The organism is Thalassoglobus polymorphus, assembly GCF_007744255.1.
Lineage (GTDB): Bacteria > Planctomycetota > Planctomycetia > Planctomycetales > Planctomycetaceae > Thalassoglobus > Thalassoglobus polymorphus.
This window is the reverse complement of sequence record NZ_CP036267.1, coordinates 5797784-5815242: the sequence shown is the minus strand read 5'-3', so window position 1 is coordinate 5815242 and position 17459 is coordinate 5797784. Positions and strand designations below refer to the sequence as shown.

The window sequence follows — 17459 nt, the reverse complement described above, 5'->3', positions numbered from 1 at the left end:
AAGATGCAGACCGACCAAGCTCAGCGAGCGCATTGTCTCAGCAGAGCTGTTTCAATGTTTGTCGTGTCCGTGAAGATCGCATTTCTCTAATAAAAATGCTGTTCGCCACGAGGCAGAACCTGAAAACCAATTCGAAAGTTGCTCTAGTTTAGAACCGCTTACGCTTGAAACAACAGCTTCAGAGTCCTCAATCTCAGTTTCTCAGAGATCAAAAGGTTTTTCCCATAAAATCCGGGGTTTCAGCAGGCCGAAAGGCTTGTTATCAGCTGCAACTCTGAGAACTTTGAAATTGATACGAGGGAGGCAAGCTCGCAGGTCTGTTCGAGTGAAAGGCGATTTCGTCAGCGAGACCAGGGACCGCTACTGAGGACTTGTTTTCGGCCTTCGCTGGCATCTTCGACGACGGTGAATGTCATCGTTTTTCCTTCGATTTTGAATTTGTATGTCCCTTTTCCTTCGACAGCTAATTCTCCGGTCACATCGTCGAATGTCATTTGGTCATCTTTCACATTGACGAGCGAATCGACGACAATTTTGCCATCTTTCTCGAGGGTCACCTCTCCCTGGGGGGTCATTTTCATGACCCATTGACTACCGTCAAGCTCGCGACGCCATGCTCCGAGCGGGCCGAGAGCTTGTTGGATTCGACTGCGATGGAATTCCAAAGCCTCTTCCGCTGCGACTTCGCCTTTGGCAAGTGCTTGAATTGTTGGGAGAAGTTGAACTGCCTGGTTTACAGAAAAGCTGAAGTACTCTTTCACTTCGCTTTCGAGCAAAAAGCCACGTGGGAGAATCGGAACGGTGAATCGGAAGTAGGTGGTGTTGTTATCGTGATTCATCCCGAGTCCGGGGACCGGGTAGCTATGATTGATTCGAACCATCGCCGATTCGACAGTAGTCAGGTTTTCTTCGGGGATCTGCACAGGAATGACTTGGATGAAGTGGACAAAACCATCGCGGGCCGCCCACCGAATGACTTGTGCAGAGTTCAAGCTTCCCCGTTTCACAGGAATCACGACGTATTGCTCTGGAATATTGGCTTGATGTTCGATCTTCTCTGCTTGGAGGATCTCAACCAGTTCGTCGAGAGATGTCACTTTTTTTTGTGTCGGGGGTGTTTCCTGGCTCATCAATGGAGATGATGTGCAGCAAATCACCAGACATAAAACGGCGAGGCTAGGTTTCATGAGAAATCCTGAACAGCTTGTGCGTATTCGAAAATGAGATGAGTGTCTTTGTGGAGGTCGGAAATTTTCACAATGGCTGATGGGCTTTAACGGAATCTGAAAACGTGATTGTCTTTCCAACGAATCACCTTGATATCAGAAGTGTTGTTCGCGTTACTTAATGAGCTGCGACTCAATGATCGGCTCGCCTTCCCAAAGCCATTGATTTCCTTCTTTTGTTAAAAGGCGAGACTTACTCCCCGGGGCGGGAGGAGCATCATTGCGAGGATAAAGTTTTGCCAGCGATGCTTTGATTTTCTGGAACTGGGGGTCGTTGGCAAGGTTCGTGAATTCATCTGGATCATGCAGGATGTCGTACAACTCTTCGGAACCGTCTGCGTAGTGGATATATCGGTATTGATCCGTCACGACAGAATGATTCCCGGCGTTGTGCGTGGTGATGGCAGGCCACTTTCGCGGGGCGTCGGCATTCTTGAGTTGTGGGACCAAGCTGTGCCCTTCAAGATCATTTCGAGGAGCAAGATCGCACAAATCGATGAGTGTCGGGAACATGTCGAGGAGTTCCGCAGGCTGTTTGCAAATCGCTCCCGATTCGATTCCCGGTCCGGCAAAAATGAGTGGGACGCGGGTCGATTCGTGCCAGAGAGTGTTCTTGCCGGTGATCCCTTTCTCTCCCAGATGCCAACCATGATCGGACCAGAGGACGATAATTGTGTTGTCCGCCTTTCCGCTTTTTTCGAGTGCATCCAGAACGCGACCGACTTGGCTATCGACAAAGCTGACTGAAGCCAAGTAGGCGCGGACAAGTGGTTTCCATTGCTGATTGGCCTTCAGCCAGGAGAGGCGAACTTCCGGCAAGTACCAGTACAACTTCCAGGAAAAATCGGGGACATCCGCGCGATCGTCCAGCGGAACGTTCGGCAGCATGAGCTCATCTTCAGGGTAAAGGTCGAACCATTTTTGTGTGGCGTAGCATGGGACATGCGGTAGAAAGAAACCGACAGACATGAAGAACGGTTCTTCCGGTGGAGAAGCGAGTTGATCGACGGCCCAACTGGCAACCTTCCAGTCTCCCTTGTCTTCGTCTTTGTGTGGAAACGTCCCCCAATCGACGAGCGGATGATTGCCCATTGGTGTTTCGACCAGTTTTTCAGGGGGGCGAACTCCGACACCAGCTGCCGGACCCCAAACGTCGTACTCCTTCAGCCTCTCGTTTTTGGGAGGGTAGCCGCCATGGTAGATCTTCCCGGTTGTGAGTGTTTTGTAACCAGCTGCTTTAAAGTGCTGCGGGAGGGTCACATGGTCCTTGAATTTGTCGACCTTGCGAAACCAGGGTTGAAGCGCATACACACCCGTTGTCGTGGGGCGTAACCCGGTCATCAAGCTGGTTCGAGAAGAATTGCAAAGTGGGGCTTGGCAATGTGCATTGGTGAAAAGTGTGCCCTGGGCAGCCAGACGGTCAATATTCGGAGTTTTGGCCTGTGGGTGCCCGCTCATGCAGCCTTCCCAGTCATTTAAATCGTCAATCGCGATGAAAAGGACATTCGGTTTCGTTGATTGATTGGCCTTCTGGTCAGCTGCAACAGGATCGGTGATGCAAAATTGCAACAAGAAAATGCTTGCCAGAGAGAAGCTCTGAGCAACAAAGCGAGTTTTCATACTTAACCCTATTAATGCGTGCACTCTGACAGATGAGGTTTGGATACAGATTGATTCAAACATGTCTGAGGTCTGATTGCAACGGTTCCTTGAGTTCTGTCGTGCTGGTGAGCTGTATCACAGAGGAAGAGGCTAGGAATTGTAGGGAATCGGGAGCATTCTTGCGGGGGCAGGGTATATTTTCGAACCGTCAACACAAAAGACGGGAAATTTGATTTTCTAAGTCGACGTTGCCCATTTTTCAAACCAGCCTGGCAACTTGCAGGATCTGCCTCGTGGTGAACAGCATTTTTACAAGAGAAATGCGTTCTTCACGGGCACACGGTAGAGCAAACTGCTCCAGTATAGAAAGGTTGCTGAGCGACACTCAGCGTGATTGACACAAGAGAATTTGGGTGAGGCGACGTATCGGTGGGTCCCGATTCAATTGTGAACGAGAAGACTTCGGAATGAACCTTATGAAGGAATCAGGACAAATATCGACCGGACTTCCGCCTCCCCAGCGAGACGTTTTAAGCCAATTGTTCTCCTCGAAAACGTCCTTACTCGAAAAGAAAATTCATGTCCGAAGTGCAATTTGCATGCTCTACTGAAGAGACCCACCAAGTCGGCAAGCCTCAGGCTCCCTCATTCACAGGCCCGTTCACAACCGAAGGCGGGCTCACAGCGATTACACTTTCCTCCCCGTCAGAAATGGATCAGTGGATCGGTGAATGGATCGAACTGGCTCAGCAGACCGAGTTCTGTAATGCGTTCTACGAACCGACGTTCTTTCAGGCAGCAGTGAAAAATTTGGCCTCGCAAGAGGACTGGCAAGTCGTCTTAATCAAGGAAGATGCTGAGGATAAGCTGATCGGTTTTTTTCCATTCGTCCGGGGACGAGGACCAGCCCGGCTGTCTGAACTTTCCCTCTGGAAATCCAAGCTCAGCTTCCTGACCTCCCCATTGATACGAAGTGGGTCGGAACAGCAAGTTTTTAAGTTGTTGCTGAAACACCTGCGAACGATGCAACCGCGAGTCGATCTCGTAGAGCTTCCAATGACACTTGCGGAAGGGCGAGTCCATCAGGAACTGCACCGCTTGATTCGCGACAACTTGTTGACCACTTATCACTACGACCATTATTCGCGGGCAATTCTGACGGAGGGGCACGATTACGATGAGTTGCTGACCGAAAATATTGGTCGCCATCACTTCAGAGAGTATCGACGTCAACTCCGGCGAATGAACAACCTCGGACAGGTTGAGTTTCGTACAAATGAAGATCCGGAATACGGCGAATGCTGGGCTGATTGGTTTCTTGAACTGGAACTGAAAAGCTGGAAAGGAGAAGGTGGTTCAGCCTTAAAACAGGATCCTCAGCAGGAAGAATTCTTTCGTGAGCTCGTCACCAGCAGAACCAGAGCGGGTGGTGTTGAGATGCTGGGTATGTTCCTTGATGGAGAGCCTGTGGCGATGCTCTGCACTCTGGTTTCCCAGAAAGGTTGCTTTGAATACAAAATTGCCTTTGACCAGGAGTACAAAAAATACTCCCCGGGGATGCTCGTTCAGCTCCACAAAATGCAGCGATTTCTCGAATCGAAAAGGTCACCGTGGGTCGATTCCTGTGCAGTTCCAAATCACCCAATGATCAACCGGCTTTGGAGCGAGCGTCGATCGATTGAACATATGGTGGTCTCGCTGGGGCGTCCGTGGGCGAATATTGTCCTGGGGGCAATGCCGCTGTTGCGTTCACTAAAAAGAACTTTTCGTAAACCCAAGCGTTAGAGCAGTTTGCTCTAACGTGTGCCCGTGAAGTTTACTTTCATAACTTCATACTCCGCTCGCCATGAGGGAGAGCATGGACGTTTTTTGAGAAGTGCGTCCCAGTGATGTCACTCATGTTTTGTAAGGCCCCTTTTTGTGTTCGAGAGGCCAGATTCAGGTTTCGGACCGTTCCTCAGCTCGATCTGTACAGTCAAAAAATCTTTCTGGAGAGAGAAAATGTCATCCACGACTTCAAAGCAAGTGAACCAGACAATCGAAACCTCGGGCGAAACCTCAGGCGAAATTTTTGAGGCTCAAGAACTTCTCTCCTTGAATCCGGTTGACTTCGAAACGAAGTTCTCGCGTGAGCCATTTTTCATTGACCACGCATTGTGTGAACATCCTTTGTTTCAGCTTGATCGTTTGATTGATCTCACGAAGACATTACCGGAAGAGTGCATTGAATATAATGCAGGGAATTTGCCGGTGAGCATCGATCCGAGCCTGACGCCTCGAAATGGTCTTTCTCCGGTCGAAACGATTCGCCGCATTGAAGAGTGCGAATCCTGGATGGTCATCAAGTACGCTGAGAAAGACCCCGCTTATCGCGAGCTTCTGAACGTCTGTCTGGATCAGTTACGTCCTTATACTGATCCAATTGCGCCGGGAATGACGCAACCGCAGGCATTTGTCTTCATCACCTCACCCGGCTCAGTGACACCGTACCATATCGATCCGGAACACAACTTCCTTCTGCAGATTCAAGGCAGCAAGGAAGTGAGAATGCTCGATGGTCGAGAGAAGTCGATCGTTGGTGAGAAAGACCTGGAACAGTTTTATTCTGATCGTGGGCGAAACCTCAAACTCCGAACGGAGCACCAGGAGAGCGGATGGACCTTTGATCTTCAATCAGGAAAAGGGTTGCATTTTCCCGTTACGTTCCCGCACTGGGTGAAGAATGGAGAAACTGTTTCGATTTCGTTTAGTATCACCTTCCGAACTCCAGACCTTGATCGACGACGAGCTTTGTACCAGACGAACGCAGCCTTGCGGGACAAAGGTTTTTCACCTTGGCCAGTTGGGAAAAGCGAGTTGAGGGATCAACTTTTCTACAACGGATTTCGTGCCTGGCGTCGGTTAACCAGTCGCCGGAATCAGGGATAGGGAGTACGGTGAAAGTTGGCTGCCGCTGCGGGTGTTACTGTGCTGGAATTGCAGTGACAAAACCAAGATAGACCGCACCCTGTTCAAGACCGCTAAGGTCTCGAATGCTTTGTGTATTGAGGATTTTCCAAAGCTGAGGAGCGGACTCAGCTTGGGTGGTATGTGCTGCGAAGAGCAGGAACGCATCTTGCCGCAGAACGGGGTCAGATAGTGTTGTCAGGAAATCGAACGTTTCTTTGACCGATCTTTCTTGTTGGATTTTCCCAATGATTTCCAGCGCGATCATATCTGAACGATCACGTGCTTCGTGTGCCGATTTGGACCGATAGAACTTTCGGAGATTATCGGCTGCGGCTCGCATGTTCCCCTTTTGGAAGTCGACACGAATCGCGCCGGTTCCGCTGTCGACAGCATCGAATTCAGGCCTGTCCTTAAAGGCGACGTAGATACTCTGTTTCAGATCCTGAGAGTTCTCCAATTCTGCGAGCACAATCAACAGGCCGGGAAGTGAGCTGTCCAAAAACGGTTCTCGTTCCATGCTGTCGGTCAATTCATGACGTGCGATTGCGTAGTCCCAGGTTTCCTGAAGTAGTCCCGCTTTCGCAATTCCACGAAGTAAGTCCACTTGAAACTGAAATCGAGCATCGGCTGCAGCCTTGAGATCCTGACACTGTTTGCGGTACCGAATAAAGGCTCCACGGACTTGGGAAGAACTCAGGTCGAGCGTTCTTTGCAACTGGCTTTGAACAGAGCTTTGGTTCCGGCATTCGTCAAGAACCTCTTGAGCTTTCACGGGGCTGGGTGAGGTCGCTCGGGCGTAAGCCATTGATTTTTCCATGTACTCTTTGGCTTGGTCCATTTTTTGAAATTGAACACTGACCAAGGCGATATCGGCACATGCCATTGCCGAAGATCGTTCTTCAGCAGGATTGCTGAGTCCCAGATGAGCTTTTCCAGACGAGTTGTAAATTTCCTTCATGGAAGGAAACTTTTCCGGTTTCGGTTCAGGAATCTTCGCGGCTGCAGCGATTGCTTTATCGAATGCGACCTGGGCGGCCTGATCCTGATTCTTGGTTTTCAAATGAGATGCAACAGCAGCCCACATTCGCGTGAGGCCAGTCGCGGAGACGCCTGATTCTTTGCCGGAAACGGCCTCGATGACGGTCTCCGGTTTCATTTCTGCGAGTCGCCCTGCCCAGCTGGCGCGACAGGCATCTGTTCCGGAAACTGATTGTGCGGTGGAGATGACCGCGAATGCTTTGGCTTCCTGACCTTTGGCGACGAGCGTTTCGATGACACTCATTCGCAATGGTTCCGGCATCACAAGGTGATAGGGGCGAGAGGCTTCCAAGCCGATATCGAACGTATGCGAGTCATACGCTGCTCTCCATAACGCAGAGGCTTTCCCACGAAATCCAAGGTCTCCTTCCGCGTCTCTGACTTGCTCTGAGATGAACTTCGCAGCTTCATCCTGCTTCCCAACCGCAACAAGAACTGCTGTGATTGAAGTGGCTGCATCAAGTGAGGAGCGGACGTTTCCGAGAGTTCGTCTCAGGTTCAATGGAACTTTGCGAGCTTCTGCGACTGCATTCATCGCAGTGGTTGTCGCTGCTTCGGTGTCACCTTTTTTGAGTTGAGCCCAGGCAATGTCAGCTGCTGGCTGCAATTGAAGGTATCCGGTCGAGACTCCTCCTTCTCGTAAACGTTTCAGGTGTTTCTGAGCTTCAGCGATTTGGCCGGAAACGGCGAACGCTTGCGCGGTCATCTGTTTTCCGATGAACGGATTTTGATTGCCGCTTCCTTTGCCGCCAACGGCATTTTCAATTTTCCCCAGCGACTCACTTCTGATTTCGGATAGTGAAATCTCTTCGGGTTTGCAGTCGTCGCAGTCAACGACAGTGGGGCAGTTGTCACAATCGACGGTGCGTCCGTTCGGATCCGGAATCTGGGAACCTCCGTTGTTGACGACCGGATCCTTCGGGCTCAGCATGCTGAAAACAGCAAAGCCGACGCCGAGTAAGACGACAGCTGCGGCTGCGATGATGATTGTTTTTTTGTTGTCGCTCTCTTCTTCTGGTGGGGCTTCGACCTTTGGACGTTTCGATTTGAATACAGGGACGAGACATTCCGGGTTGGCACACTGCACATCTTTCCCGGCATCCTGAGGGAGCATGTAGCCCTTGGTTTCACACATCGGACAGATGATTTCATACGTCCGGGTTTTGGTTGGGCGTGGAGCCAGCTTGATCGCTTTTTTGACAGCAAACGTGTCGACTTCAAAAGGATCGTCATCATCCTTTTTCTGAGCCGCTCCTGCTGCTTTGGAAGATGGCTTTGCTTTCGCACTTCCAGTTGCCGACTTGGATGATTTCTGTCCGGGATCTTTCGCCGTTGTTGCTTTTGTTCCCGACGATGCTTTCGAAGGTGCTTTTGGGCTGGTCGTCTTAGGCTTCGGCTTGCCAGACATGGATGCCCCGCAAAATGGGCAGTCATCGACATCATCTTCAAGAACAGAGGCTTGGCAGGCCGGGCACTTGCGAAAGTCCATAATTGTGATTTCAGGCTGAATTGATGGGATTGATCGGAGATTCAATGCGAAGATGAAATCCTCGATCTGTTGCGGGAACACCGCATCCTTGGGACATGGTATCAGCGTTCAATACTAGACTCGAACGCCAACTCTCAAGGAAATCAACAGGTCTCTCCGCAAATGAATCTGTCTCAGCGGAAAACTTTTGCTTCCTTGAGCGTGGAACAGACTACAATCTAGTATAACAATTCCGGTAAACTGTTAGAATTGCAAGAGAGATTCCAGTTCCGGTGAGTCGGAATTGGCTATTTCACCTTGAATAAGCACGATCAGTCTTTCAAACACGATTGTCACAACCATCATACTTTGGCTGTTCATCGTGATTTTACGGGTGATCAATTCATCTCATTGATATTCAGCACAGCGCGGAGTTGATTCTCATGCGAAAGATTCCTCGAATCGCATTTAGTCTGTTGGCAGTTCTCCCCTTCACAATTTTAGGTTGTGGCGGCGGAGGGGCTGATAGCACTCCACCTGAGAGTAACGCCTCGTCAGCTCCGGCTCCTGCACAGGTCACTACGGCGACAACACCGCAGCCGGCTCAGCCCGCTGCTTCGGATTCAAAAGTTGATCCGGACCGCAAGGAAACAAAGTGGATCGGGGACATTCCTTACGATGTCTTCTACGATCAACCGTTGACCGTGGCTGCGAACAGCACAGCTATTGGCGGGACGGCACCAGCGAGTGTTGTTGATCCGGGAACTTCTCCTCAGGGAATGGCTCCGAAGGAAAATTCTCCCGCTCCTGAAACTGGCGGAAGTCCTTCAGCGGCAGGGAAAGCTGACTGGGCTGCGGTCCTGCCGATGCCCATTCTTATTGAAGAGCTTAAAACGATCCGGACACGTCTAACCGGAAACCTTCAAACTGTCGCAACATACAATCGAAGTGCCGAAGCGATTGCCCTCGATGGTTCCATGATTTCTGCCATGGGAGCGATCACGACGGTTCATCCAGATGCTGAGGCCTGGAAAGAGCGAGGAAAGTTTATTCGTGATCTCGGGTACGAAATTTATTCGAATTCAGGAGAGTCGGGACGCACCGCGTTCAAGTCCGTCGAAGATCCGTTTTTCAAGTTGCAAACAGCCATGGACGGCGGAAACGTCGATTTGGGTGACGATGTCGAAGAAGTCGTCCCGTTCGCCGATGTCGTTTATGTCTCAGACATGATGCAGCGAATCGAAATAACGTTCAGCAATCTCAAGGCAAACATCAACACCGAGGCTCGAATGAAAGAAGATCTCCCCGGTGTCGAAAGAGAACTCCGTATTTTGGCTGCATTGGGAACAATGATGGGGACCGAGAGTTACGACAACGCAGACGCAAAGCAATATCAGGATTTCATTGCCAAGTTTGTCGGAGGGGCGATGAACGGTGCGGAAGCGGTAAAAGCTGAAGACTACGAATCCTTCCGGGCCGGGTTGGATCAAATCCAAGTCACCTGCGCGGAATGCCATCAGCAATACCGTGGAAGCGAATCTGGATTCTAGAACACTTCCGTGTGACTCGTGTTCATGGACACGGTCTCAACAGGAATCGGGAATGCGGTTGTTTCTTTACGAGGATCTTTGCGGGGGAGGTTGCGACGAGTTTCTGGAGTTTCCATCGCTGAAGAGAGAGGGATTGGCGATGCTGAACGCGCTGATCCACGACTTCTCTCTCATGCCCTCCACTCTTTTCGGAACGAACCTTCAACTGATCACTCACTGGGATGTCAGGCACGGAACAGCTCCGTTTCAAGACATTCATAATCTTCAGGTTGTGAATGTCAGGGAAGAGCAAGCCGATGAGGCATTTGCAGAGACGTTGAAGCACTGTGACGCCGCTCTAGTCGTCGCCCCTGAAACCGGGATGCGACTTCAACAGCTGTGTGAACTCGTAGAGCGAAGCAATTGCCGTTCTCTGAACTCGTCGTCAGCTGCGATTCATCTCTGTGGTGAGAAGCTCTTGTTCGCGCAACATCTTGAGCAAGCAAAGATCACGACGATTCCAACGTCCACGGACTTGGAAGAACTTCCTATGTCGAGTCACTACGTCCGAAAACCAAGAGACGGTGCAGGTTCATCAGGTGTTCAACTTTTCTCAGAACAAGAAGCCCGGGCCGCATCAATCAGGCCAGTCGAAAATACGATTTGGCAACCCTTCATTTCTGGACAGCCATGCTCCATGGGATGTTTTCATAATGCAGGAACAGGCGACTTGCTCTGCTTGCCCATCGCCAAACAGCACCTTTCGGAAGATGGACAATTTCAGTATCAGGGAGGAGAAATTCCTTTGGTCACTGCGAAGCGGTCGGCTGCGACTCAGGTCGTTCAATCGCTCGTTGATTCCGTGACAGGGTTGAACGGGTACTTCGGTGTCGACATGATTCTCACCTCGGCGGGGGAAGTGGTGATCGTTGAAGTGAATCCTCGATTGACAACAAGCTATGTCGGCTACCGCAAGATGACAAAGACGAATCTCGCAGAGTGTTTTTTCGAAGTCCCAGATGCTGCCAAGATCGACTGGGTGCGACACATTACTTTCCAGCCGAACGGAGAAACCCAAGGGCGAACCCTCAATAGGAATGAACGTGACTGTGGTTGGTATTGATATCGGAGGCGCGAACCTCAAAATTTCTGACGGGGCGACGTCGATGTCACGCCCGTTTCCGCTTTGGAAATCACCCGATCAACTCGCTGATGCTATTCAAAGCTTACTTGGTGAGTATCCAGAAAGTTCGAAACTCGCTGTGACAATGACTGGCGAACTCGCAGATTGCTTTCCGACCCGCAATGCTGGAGTGCGTCATATTGTCGAATCAGTTCAAATCGCAGCTGGTGAACGGGAAGTCTCAGTCTGGCAAACCGGTGGAGAATTTTTTACTCCTGAAGAAGCTGTCGAATTTCCGGAACTCGTCGCTGCGGCAAACTGGCATGCTTTAGCAACCTGGGCTGGCCGGGCTGCCGCGTCTGGGACCTCGTCCCTGTTGATAGATATCGGCTCCACGACGACAGATTTCATTCCGATTGAATCCGGAGTTCCAGTTCCGCGAGGAATGACTGATCTTGATCGCCTCAGCTCGGGAGAGCTTGTCTACACAGGTGTCCGGAGAACTCCACTTTTTGCAATCACCCCGTCTGTCGAAGTTCGCGGACAAACAACTCCTCTGGCTGCCGAACTGTTTGCAACAGCTCACGATGTCTCTCTCTTGCTCGGTGATTGTGTGGAGAATCTGCATGATCTGGAGACTGCGAACTCTCGCCCTCTGACGATTCCAGAATCGCTCAACCGAGTCGCCCGGTCGGTCTGTTCCGACTCTGATCAACTTTCAGATCGTGAAATTCTTGAGATCGCCCGCCAGGTTCGCATCGCCCAACTCATCAGCCTGTCGACTGCGATGGCCTCTGTTCTCGGCCGTCTGCAAATGGTTCCCTCAACGATTATTCTCTCTGGAGAGGGGGAGTTCCTCGCTAAGAAAATGTTGTCTGAATGTTTCCCGGACCTGCTGGAGCAAGAGTGCTTTTCAATCTCGCAGATGATTGGGCCGGTACATTCTCAGACTGCTTGTGCGTATGCACTCGCAATTCTTGGGCGCGAAAGACTTTGATAATCGTCGGCGACTGGATACTGTTTCATCTTTCGATGGCAATATTCTTTGTCCACTTTGATTTCTAATGATGCTTGAAATATATCGATACGAATGAAATCCGGTCAGTCGCTTCCACAGCAATGGAATTCAAAGCCGACACGTTACCCAGCGCGGGTGAAGTGGTTGCGGCGGATGGATGCGACGTCACAAGTGATTGGATCAACAGTCATTGTGATCGGTCATGGCTTGCGACGATCGGGAATCATTCCCTGGGAACTTGGAGTTGTCCCGATTCTGGTGATGCTGTTCATTAGCGTCTCAACATTAATGCGATTTCGCTGGAGTTTGGCTCAGCAGTCCTTTGCAAAACGGAACTTGTGGACCGTGGTTGCTGCTGCTGCCTGGTCATTGGGGCTCGTCGCTGTCCTGATTATTGGTCCAATTTTGCCCGATACCAACGGTGATGGGCTTGGTGGTTCTCGCTGGTGGGGACTGGTTCATCTCTCTGAGTTTGTTCTCATATTGTATTCATTGACGGGGGCGATTCGCGGGCTGCGAAAGTTTGCCTCTGGCGGAGTGAACCCAGCGTTTTTGCTTGTGGCTTCATTCCTGATGCTCATTACGGTTGGAACTATCATGTTGATGTTGCCAGCCTGTCGAGCATTCCCTCCCCAAGTGGAACTCGAAGGAGCCCCTTTCCTGGTTGCCTTTTTTACAGCCACAAGCGCCAGTTGCGTCACCGGTTTGATTGTTGTCGACACTCCGACGTATTGGAGTCCGATCGGGCAGTTTGTCATCATGTGTCTGTTCCAGATCGGTGGGCTGGGCATTATGACTTTTAGTGCTTTCTTCGCGGTCATCGCTGGAAGGAATGTGCGGCTCAGCGAATTTGCGACGCTCCGTGACCTGCTCTCCTCAGATGGCGTCGGCGATATTCGTCGGCTGATTTACGCCATACTCGGATTCACGTTTGCTGCAGAATTGATCGGTGCCATCTTGTTGTGGCCAATGTTTGCGGATCTCCCTCTCTCGCAACAGATCTTCATGAGTCTCTTTCATTCCATCAGCGCGTTCTGCAATGCAGGGTTTGCGCTTACGGACAACAGTTTCGTCGGGATGGGGAATACTTGGTGCGTGGGCGGCGTCATCACTGCACTCATTATTACGGGAGGTCTCGGGTTCTCTGTTCTGTATAATCTTGCAACTTTTGCTCGAACCGAATTCAAGAGATTCACAGGTTCGCGGTTGTTCTATGTTCCGCGTCAGCGACGGCGATTAAGACTCGAAACAAAACTTGTTTTGACTTCCACAATTGTGTTGCTGCTCGGCGGTTGGGCGATGATCTACCTGCTGGAGCGGACAGGTCCGGGGCATGAATCGGGAATTTCACTTGCTGACGCCTGGTTTCAATCGGTCACGTTTCGAACAGCTGGCTTCAACACGGTCGATCTTGGGGAACTTCAGCCATCGACAAAGTTGATCGCTATTTTCTTAATGATTGTCGGCGCTTCACCCGGCTCGACAGGTGGCGGGATCAAGACAATCGTCTTCGCTGTGGGAGCCGTTGGATTACTCACCGTGATTCGAGGACGGAGAAAGGTTGAAGCCTTCAGGCGAACGATTTCGGAGACAACAGTCAACCGGGCGTTAGCAATTGTCTTTACGTCGTTGCTGACCGTTATGGTCACAACGATTTTGATTGTCATTTTCGAAGGCCGCCCAGAGTTGTTTCTGGATCATTTGTTCGAAGCGACCAGTGCCGTCGGAACGGTCGGGGTCTCTTCAACGGTTCAGCTGGATACAAATGAATTTGCCTCTACAACATTTTCTCTCACCGCCCCTTCAAGAATTGTGGTGATCGTTGCTATGTTCCTCGGGCGAATCGGCCCGCTCACATTGCTGCTCGCGCTCGCCGGGGAAGGTCGACAAACTCGTTATGAATACCCGACTGAACGTGTCACACTTGGGTAACAGGGACAGTGGTGAAACAGTGGTTCACATGTTCAGAGAAAACTTGCACAACGTTACGAATCAACCGCAGATCAATTTCAGTGAGACATCCACATGAGAAAAATTGCCGTGATAGGCCTCGGAAGATTTGGAATGACACTCGCGAAGACGCTCTCTGCCAGTGGTGTGCAGGTCGTCGCAATTGACCGGGACGGCAAGGCTGTCAACGAAATTAAAGACGACGTTGACGTGGCTGTCCGGGGAAACAGTACGGATCAGTCAGTTTTACTCAGCCAGGATTTAGATAAGGTCGACGTTTGTGTGATCGCCATTGGGGAACAGTTTGAGTCCGCATTGTTGACGACGGTCTTAGCTAAGCAAATCGGAATACCTGAAGTGATCTGCCGTGCCCAGTCAGAATTCCATGCGGAAATCTTCCAGAAAATTGGTGCTGATAAAATCATTCAACCAGAAAAAGTTTCTGGTGAAAGCCTCGCCCGGCAACTCTCGAATCCACAACTGGTTGACTTTATTCAACTGGCTGACGGATTCACGCTGATGGAGTTTCGCGCTCCTAAAACATTCCATGGAAAAACGATTCGCGATCTTTCCTTGAGAAACCGGTACGAGGTCAATCTTGTCGTAATTCGCAGAGAAACTGCGGAGAAAACGAACCCCGAAGAAGAACCTGTTCTGGAAACGATCTTCCCTCGTGCAGATGAGGAACTCCGTGAAAACGACACCTTGGTTGTCGTCGGCAGCGATGAAGCGCTCACTCGCCTTCCTCGAGAATGATTGGCTATTGCCTGTTCACCCATGTTACGTTCGTCGCTCTCATTCACTGTTTCGGGACTATCATCGACATGCAACTCCACAAAATACTCACGCTGTTTTTTGTGATATTCGTTCTGATGGGGGCTGCCCATCTCTCTGCCGAACCGAGAACGTGGGATGGAAAGCATTCAATTGAAAAGATCGAAGTTCGCGTTGTCTACTTTGTTCCCAAAGATCGCGAGCCGCTACGAGACTGGAAAGCCCGCGTTGATTACTACTGCAAACGGATCGAGCAGTTTCATCGACGTGAATACGGTGGACAATCAATTCTGAAAACTGTTCTGGAGGAAGTTCCGTTGGTTTCAGAGTTGACCACTGATCAACTTCGTGAGGGCGACGCCAACGCCATTTTTTTCAAGACGCTCCGTGAGACAGATCGACGATTGAAATTTGCCCAGAACGAAAGTCCTGCATTTCCGATTTTGCTCGTTCTGTCCGAGATCAACTGGCGACCTTTAGACGATTTTTATCGACTCGTTCCGGACGACGCAGGTTTCAAATTCGAGGGAAATTATAACGGGCAACAACACTTCCCCGGAGCCGCTTCCGGAGGTGCCAGGGCGACCTATCTCGTAGACCAGCGAAAAGGTTGGGGGCTGGTCAGTGCCGATGGCTGGCGGGTTCCCTACAGGGGAAGCGATTGCGTGATCTATCACGAAGGAGTCGGCCATACGGTTGGGCTTCCGCATCCAGAACCGGGCAATGGATCGGTGATGAGCATGGGGCAATACCGTGGTTGGCTCAATGAGTCCTGGCTCGATCGAGAACAAAAACTTCACATGAACTGGAATCCTGAACAGCACGCAGAGCCGTCACCACAATTGAAACTCTTCAGCGAGTTTCATGCAATTGTTCAACCACTCGTTCCACAACCGGGGCAAGAGGTTTCGCTCAAATTCAATTGGCCTGAGGGAGTCGGCATCAAGGAAGTCAAAATTCAAATTCAAACAGACCTCAACGGGCCCTGGGTTCAAGTTCCGAATCAGATTCAGGGTGTCGGTGCGAATGAGGCTCAACTCGTTTCGATCGGATCATTTGATCGTCCCACACCGGTCAGCTACCGAATCGATGCCACACTTGAAGATGGGCGAACAGCAGAACTGTGGGGATATTTTCAAGTCCGAAGCGATAAAGATGAACTCCCGATCCCAGTGAACTTAAGTGTTGATCTTCTTCCTTCTCCGCTAGAGCATCTTTCGAATTAGTTTGCAGGTTCGGCCTCGTGGCGAACAGCATTTTTACAAGAAAAATGCGTTCTTCATGGGCACACGGTATAGCAAACTGCTCTAGAAGCGAAGTGACTCTTTGAGCTTCAGGACGCTTTTCGTTTGTGGGCGTTCAGTCGCTTTAATGCCTGCGCGAGTGAGAATTGCTTTTGCGTTTCGTCACTCTCTTTTTGAAACCAGCGAAACAGAATTCGTGCAGCTTCAAAGTCGCCCGGTTCTGAGACGTTTCGTTTGGCTGACTCTCCGCTGAGCTGTTTTCGTGAAGTCTCGATCATCGACGCAACCTGAGTTCGATCCTCTGTCTCTTTCGGAGTCGGGACGACATCGACAATAATTCCGCGTACGACAATGATCCAAAGTTCGGCCTGTGACAGCTCACACTGAACGGGGTAGACGAAATTCGCTCGGCTGCTCCAGTCGTGAAAACGTCGTAAGTGATCGTTCACGTAGCGGAACCCTTTGGTGCGATCTCGAAGTTTGGCAGCCACTTCAAATTGCCGATTCAGAGCAGCTTTCGTCATCTCCTCTTCGATCTGGCTGAACACTTTTTGCGAGCGACCGCTGAGAAAACTCTTGGCACTTTTGAACGCTCGCTGATATTTTCCTTCTGTGCAGGAGCCGAGACAGGGAGCAAGGCAAGTCTTCAATTCCGCTCGCATGCACGTAATCGGAACTGTCTCGGGAGCCTGTTTGTCTCCGTCGAAATACATCGCTGTCCGCTTGGGGCAATCTCGTAAACCGAACTGGATGTTGAGTTCTTCAACAGCCGACTTCGACAATTGATTAACGGGAACCGGTCCCCAGATGCCCGCATGCTGTTTCGGGATTTCGGTCACCAGTTGAAATGATTCTGCAGTCTGCTGAGTGGCGACAATGTAGCCGACTTTCATTTGTACAGGATGTCCTTGAACATTGATCATCGGGCGAAATCGGCGAATTAATTCTCGTTCGCGAAGTCGCGCAAGCAACGGATGCGGAAACGGTTGCCACAAAAATCCGACAGCTGTACGACGAATCCAGGATTCCTTTTTGCGTTTGGTGGTCGAAGAGAAATAGGTCTGCAATCGCTTAGGAAGCTTTTTCGACATCCCTACATAAACGACATGCCCTTGAGCATTGACCATGGCGTAGACCCCGGGATATTCCGGAAAAGTGGATCGGACCCGCTCACGCATACTGCGGAGAGTCCCATGAAATGAAAACCAGCTCACTTCACTTGAAACCGCTGACCATCCACATTCGTCGAACATAGAGGTCAACTGCGGAAGAGTCTCCACATTGACTTGCTTCCTTGCCATTCCGGGAGGTCCTTTCCCTGCTTCTGTCGAGACTGAAAGAGAATATTTTCCGATCCATACGGAATATAACGAAATGTCTGTCAATTTGTTCAGTGAATTTTCCTGATTCTCCGGTTCTTCTGAACAAGACTCCCTGCAGCTTCCAAAAGTCGATACTATCCCAGCGAATTATTATGCAGGGATTGGCCTGCCTCAATTTGCAACAATATTGAAACTCTCCTTTGCAGATTTTGATAC

The 17459-nt window shown here is 50.5% G+C and carries 12 protein-coding genes; 8 read left to right on the top strand and 4 right to left on the bottom strand.

All coding sequences use genetic code 11. The features are described 5' to 3' along the window. Positions 1–341: 341 nt before the first annotated feature. The gene (locus Mal48_RS21035) at positions 342–1187 is read right to left on the bottom strand and encodes a hypothetical protein (RefSeq protein WP_145204462.1); all 846 of its coding nucleotides are present in this window, start codon (positions 1185–1187) and stop codon (positions 342–344) included. A gap of 153 nt (positions 1188–1340) precedes the next feature. Beyond that, positions 1341–2846: a sulfatase gene (locus Mal48_RS21030; protein WP_145204459.1), complete on the bottom strand. Its 1506-nt coding sequence runs from the start codon at positions 2844–2846 to the stop codon at positions 1341–1343. A 561-nt stretch (positions 2847–3407) separates the two neighbouring features. On the opposite strand from Mal48_RS21030, the gene Mal48_RS21025 reads away from it, so the two are divergent. After that, entirely contained in the window at positions 3408–4613 is a 1206-nt protein-coding gene (locus Mal48_RS21025; protein ID WP_145204456.1) for a GNAT family N-acetyltransferase, read from the top strand. 216 nt (positions 4614–4829) lie between these two features. Next, complete coding sequence (locus Mal48_RS21020) at positions 4830–5756, top strand: JmjC domain-containing protein (protein ID WP_145204453.1); 927 nt, start codon at positions 4830–4832, stop codon at positions 5754–5756. 34 nt (positions 5757–5790) lie between these two features. Here the strand turns inward: Mal48_RS21020 and Mal48_RS21015 are convergent, their stop codons facing one another. Next, on the bottom strand, positions 5791–8304 hold the full coding sequence (locus Mal48_RS21015) for a hypothetical protein (protein WP_145204451.1): 2514 nt from the start codon (positions 8302–8304) through the stop codon (positions 5791–5793). 422 nt (positions 8305–8726) lie between these two features. On the opposite strand from Mal48_RS21015, the gene Mal48_RS21010 reads away from it, so the two are divergent. From Mal48_RS21010 to Mal48_RS20985, 6 genes are all read left to right on the top strand, one after another. Continuing rightward, entirely contained in the window at positions 8727–9833 is a 1107-nt protein-coding gene (locus tag Mal48_RS21010) for a hypothetical protein (RefSeq protein WP_145204448.1), read from the top strand. Positions 9834–9885: 52 nt separating this feature from the next. Then, the gene (locus Mal48_RS21005; RefSeq protein ID WP_145204445.1) at positions 9886–10935 is read left to right on the top strand and encodes an ATP-grasp domain-containing protein; all 1050 of its coding nucleotides are present in this window, start codon (positions 9886–9888) and stop codon (positions 10933–10935) included. Continuing rightward, entirely contained in the window at positions 10910–11932 is a 1023-nt protein-coding gene (locus tag Mal48_RS21000; RefSeq protein ID WP_197441882.1) for a hydantoinase/oxoprolinase family protein, read from the top strand. The genes Mal48_RS21005 and Mal48_RS21000 overlap by 26 nt, the downstream gene beginning before the upstream one ends. Positions 11933–12025: 93 nt before the next feature. Then, the gene (locus Mal48_RS20995) at positions 12026–13885 is read left to right on the top strand and encodes a TrkH family potassium uptake protein (RefSeq protein ID WP_145204439.1); all 1860 of its coding nucleotides are present in this window, start codon (positions 12026–12028) and stop codon (positions 13883–13885) included. A 93-nt stretch (positions 13886–13978) separates the two neighbouring features. Next, on the top strand, positions 13979–14659 hold the full coding sequence (locus tag Mal48_RS20990; protein WP_145204436.1) for a potassium channel family protein: 681 nt from the start codon (positions 13979–13981) through the stop codon (positions 14657–14659). Between the two features lie 68 nt (positions 14660–14727). Further along, the gene (locus Mal48_RS20985; protein ID WP_145204433.1) at positions 14728–15903 is read left to right on the top strand and encodes a hypothetical protein; all 1176 of its coding nucleotides are present in this window, start codon (positions 14728–14730) and stop codon (positions 15901–15903) included. Between the two features lie 107 nt (positions 15904–16010). Here Mal48_RS20985 and Mal48_RS20980 read toward each other — a convergent pair whose 3' ends face one another. After that, positions 16011–17222, bottom strand: coding sequence for a GIY-YIG nuclease family protein (locus Mal48_RS20980; protein ID WP_145204430.1), 1212 nt, complete (start codon positions 17220–17222; stop codon positions 16011–16013). Positions 17223–17459: the final 237 nt, after the last annotated feature.

What these genes read in the sequence shown, in the direction of transcription:
- Mal48_RS21030 (WP_145204459.1), bottom strand. Translation starts at nt 2,846, where the DNA reads ATGAAAACTCGCTTTGTTGCTCAGAGCTTCTCTCTGGCAAGCATTTTC.
- Mal48_RS21015 (WP_145204451.1), bottom strand. Translation starts at nt 8,304, where the DNA reads ATGGACTTTCGCAAGTGCCCGGCCTGCCAAGCCTCTGTTCTTGAAGAT.
- Mal48_RS21025 (WP_145204456.1), top strand. Translation starts at nt 3,408, where the DNA reads ATGTCCGAAGTGCAATTTGCATGCTCTACTGAAGAGACCCACCAAGTC.
- Mal48_RS21005 (WP_145204445.1), top strand. Translation starts at nt 9,886, where the DNA reads ATGCGGTTGTTTCTTTACGAGGATCTTTGCGGGGGAGGTTGCGACGAG.
- Mal48_RS20990 (WP_145204436.1), top strand. Translation starts at nt 13,979, where the DNA reads ATGAGAAAAATTGCCGTGATAGGCCTCGGAAGATTTGGAATGACACTC.
- Mal48_RS20985 (WP_145204433.1), top strand. Translation starts at nt 14,728, where the DNA reads ATGCAACTCCACAAAATACTCACGCTGTTTTTTGTGATATTCGTTCTG.
- Mal48_RS21035 (WP_145204462.1), bottom strand. Translation starts at nt 1,187, where the DNA reads ATGAAACCTAGCCTCGCCGTTTTATGTCTGGTGATTTGCTGCACATCA.
- Mal48_RS20980 (WP_145204430.1), bottom strand. Translation starts at nt 17,222, where the DNA reads ATGGCAAGGAAGCAAGTCAATGTGGAGACTCTTCCGCAGTTGACCTCT.
- Mal48_RS21010 (WP_145204448.1), top strand. Translation starts at nt 8,727, where the DNA reads ATGCGAAAGATTCCTCGAATCGCATTTAGTCTGTTGGCAGTTCTCCCC.
- Mal48_RS21000 (WP_197441882.1), top strand. Translation starts at nt 10,910, where the DNA reads ATGAACGTGACTGTGGTTGGTATTGATATCGGAGGCGCGAACCTCAAA.
- Mal48_RS20995 (WP_145204439.1), top strand. Translation starts at nt 12,026, where the DNA reads ATGAAATCCGGTCAGTCGCTTCCACAGCAATGGAATTCAAAGCCGACA.
- Mal48_RS21020 (WP_145204453.1), top strand. Translation starts at nt 4,830, where the DNA reads ATGTCATCCACGACTTCAAAGCAAGTGAACCAGACAATCGAAACCTCG.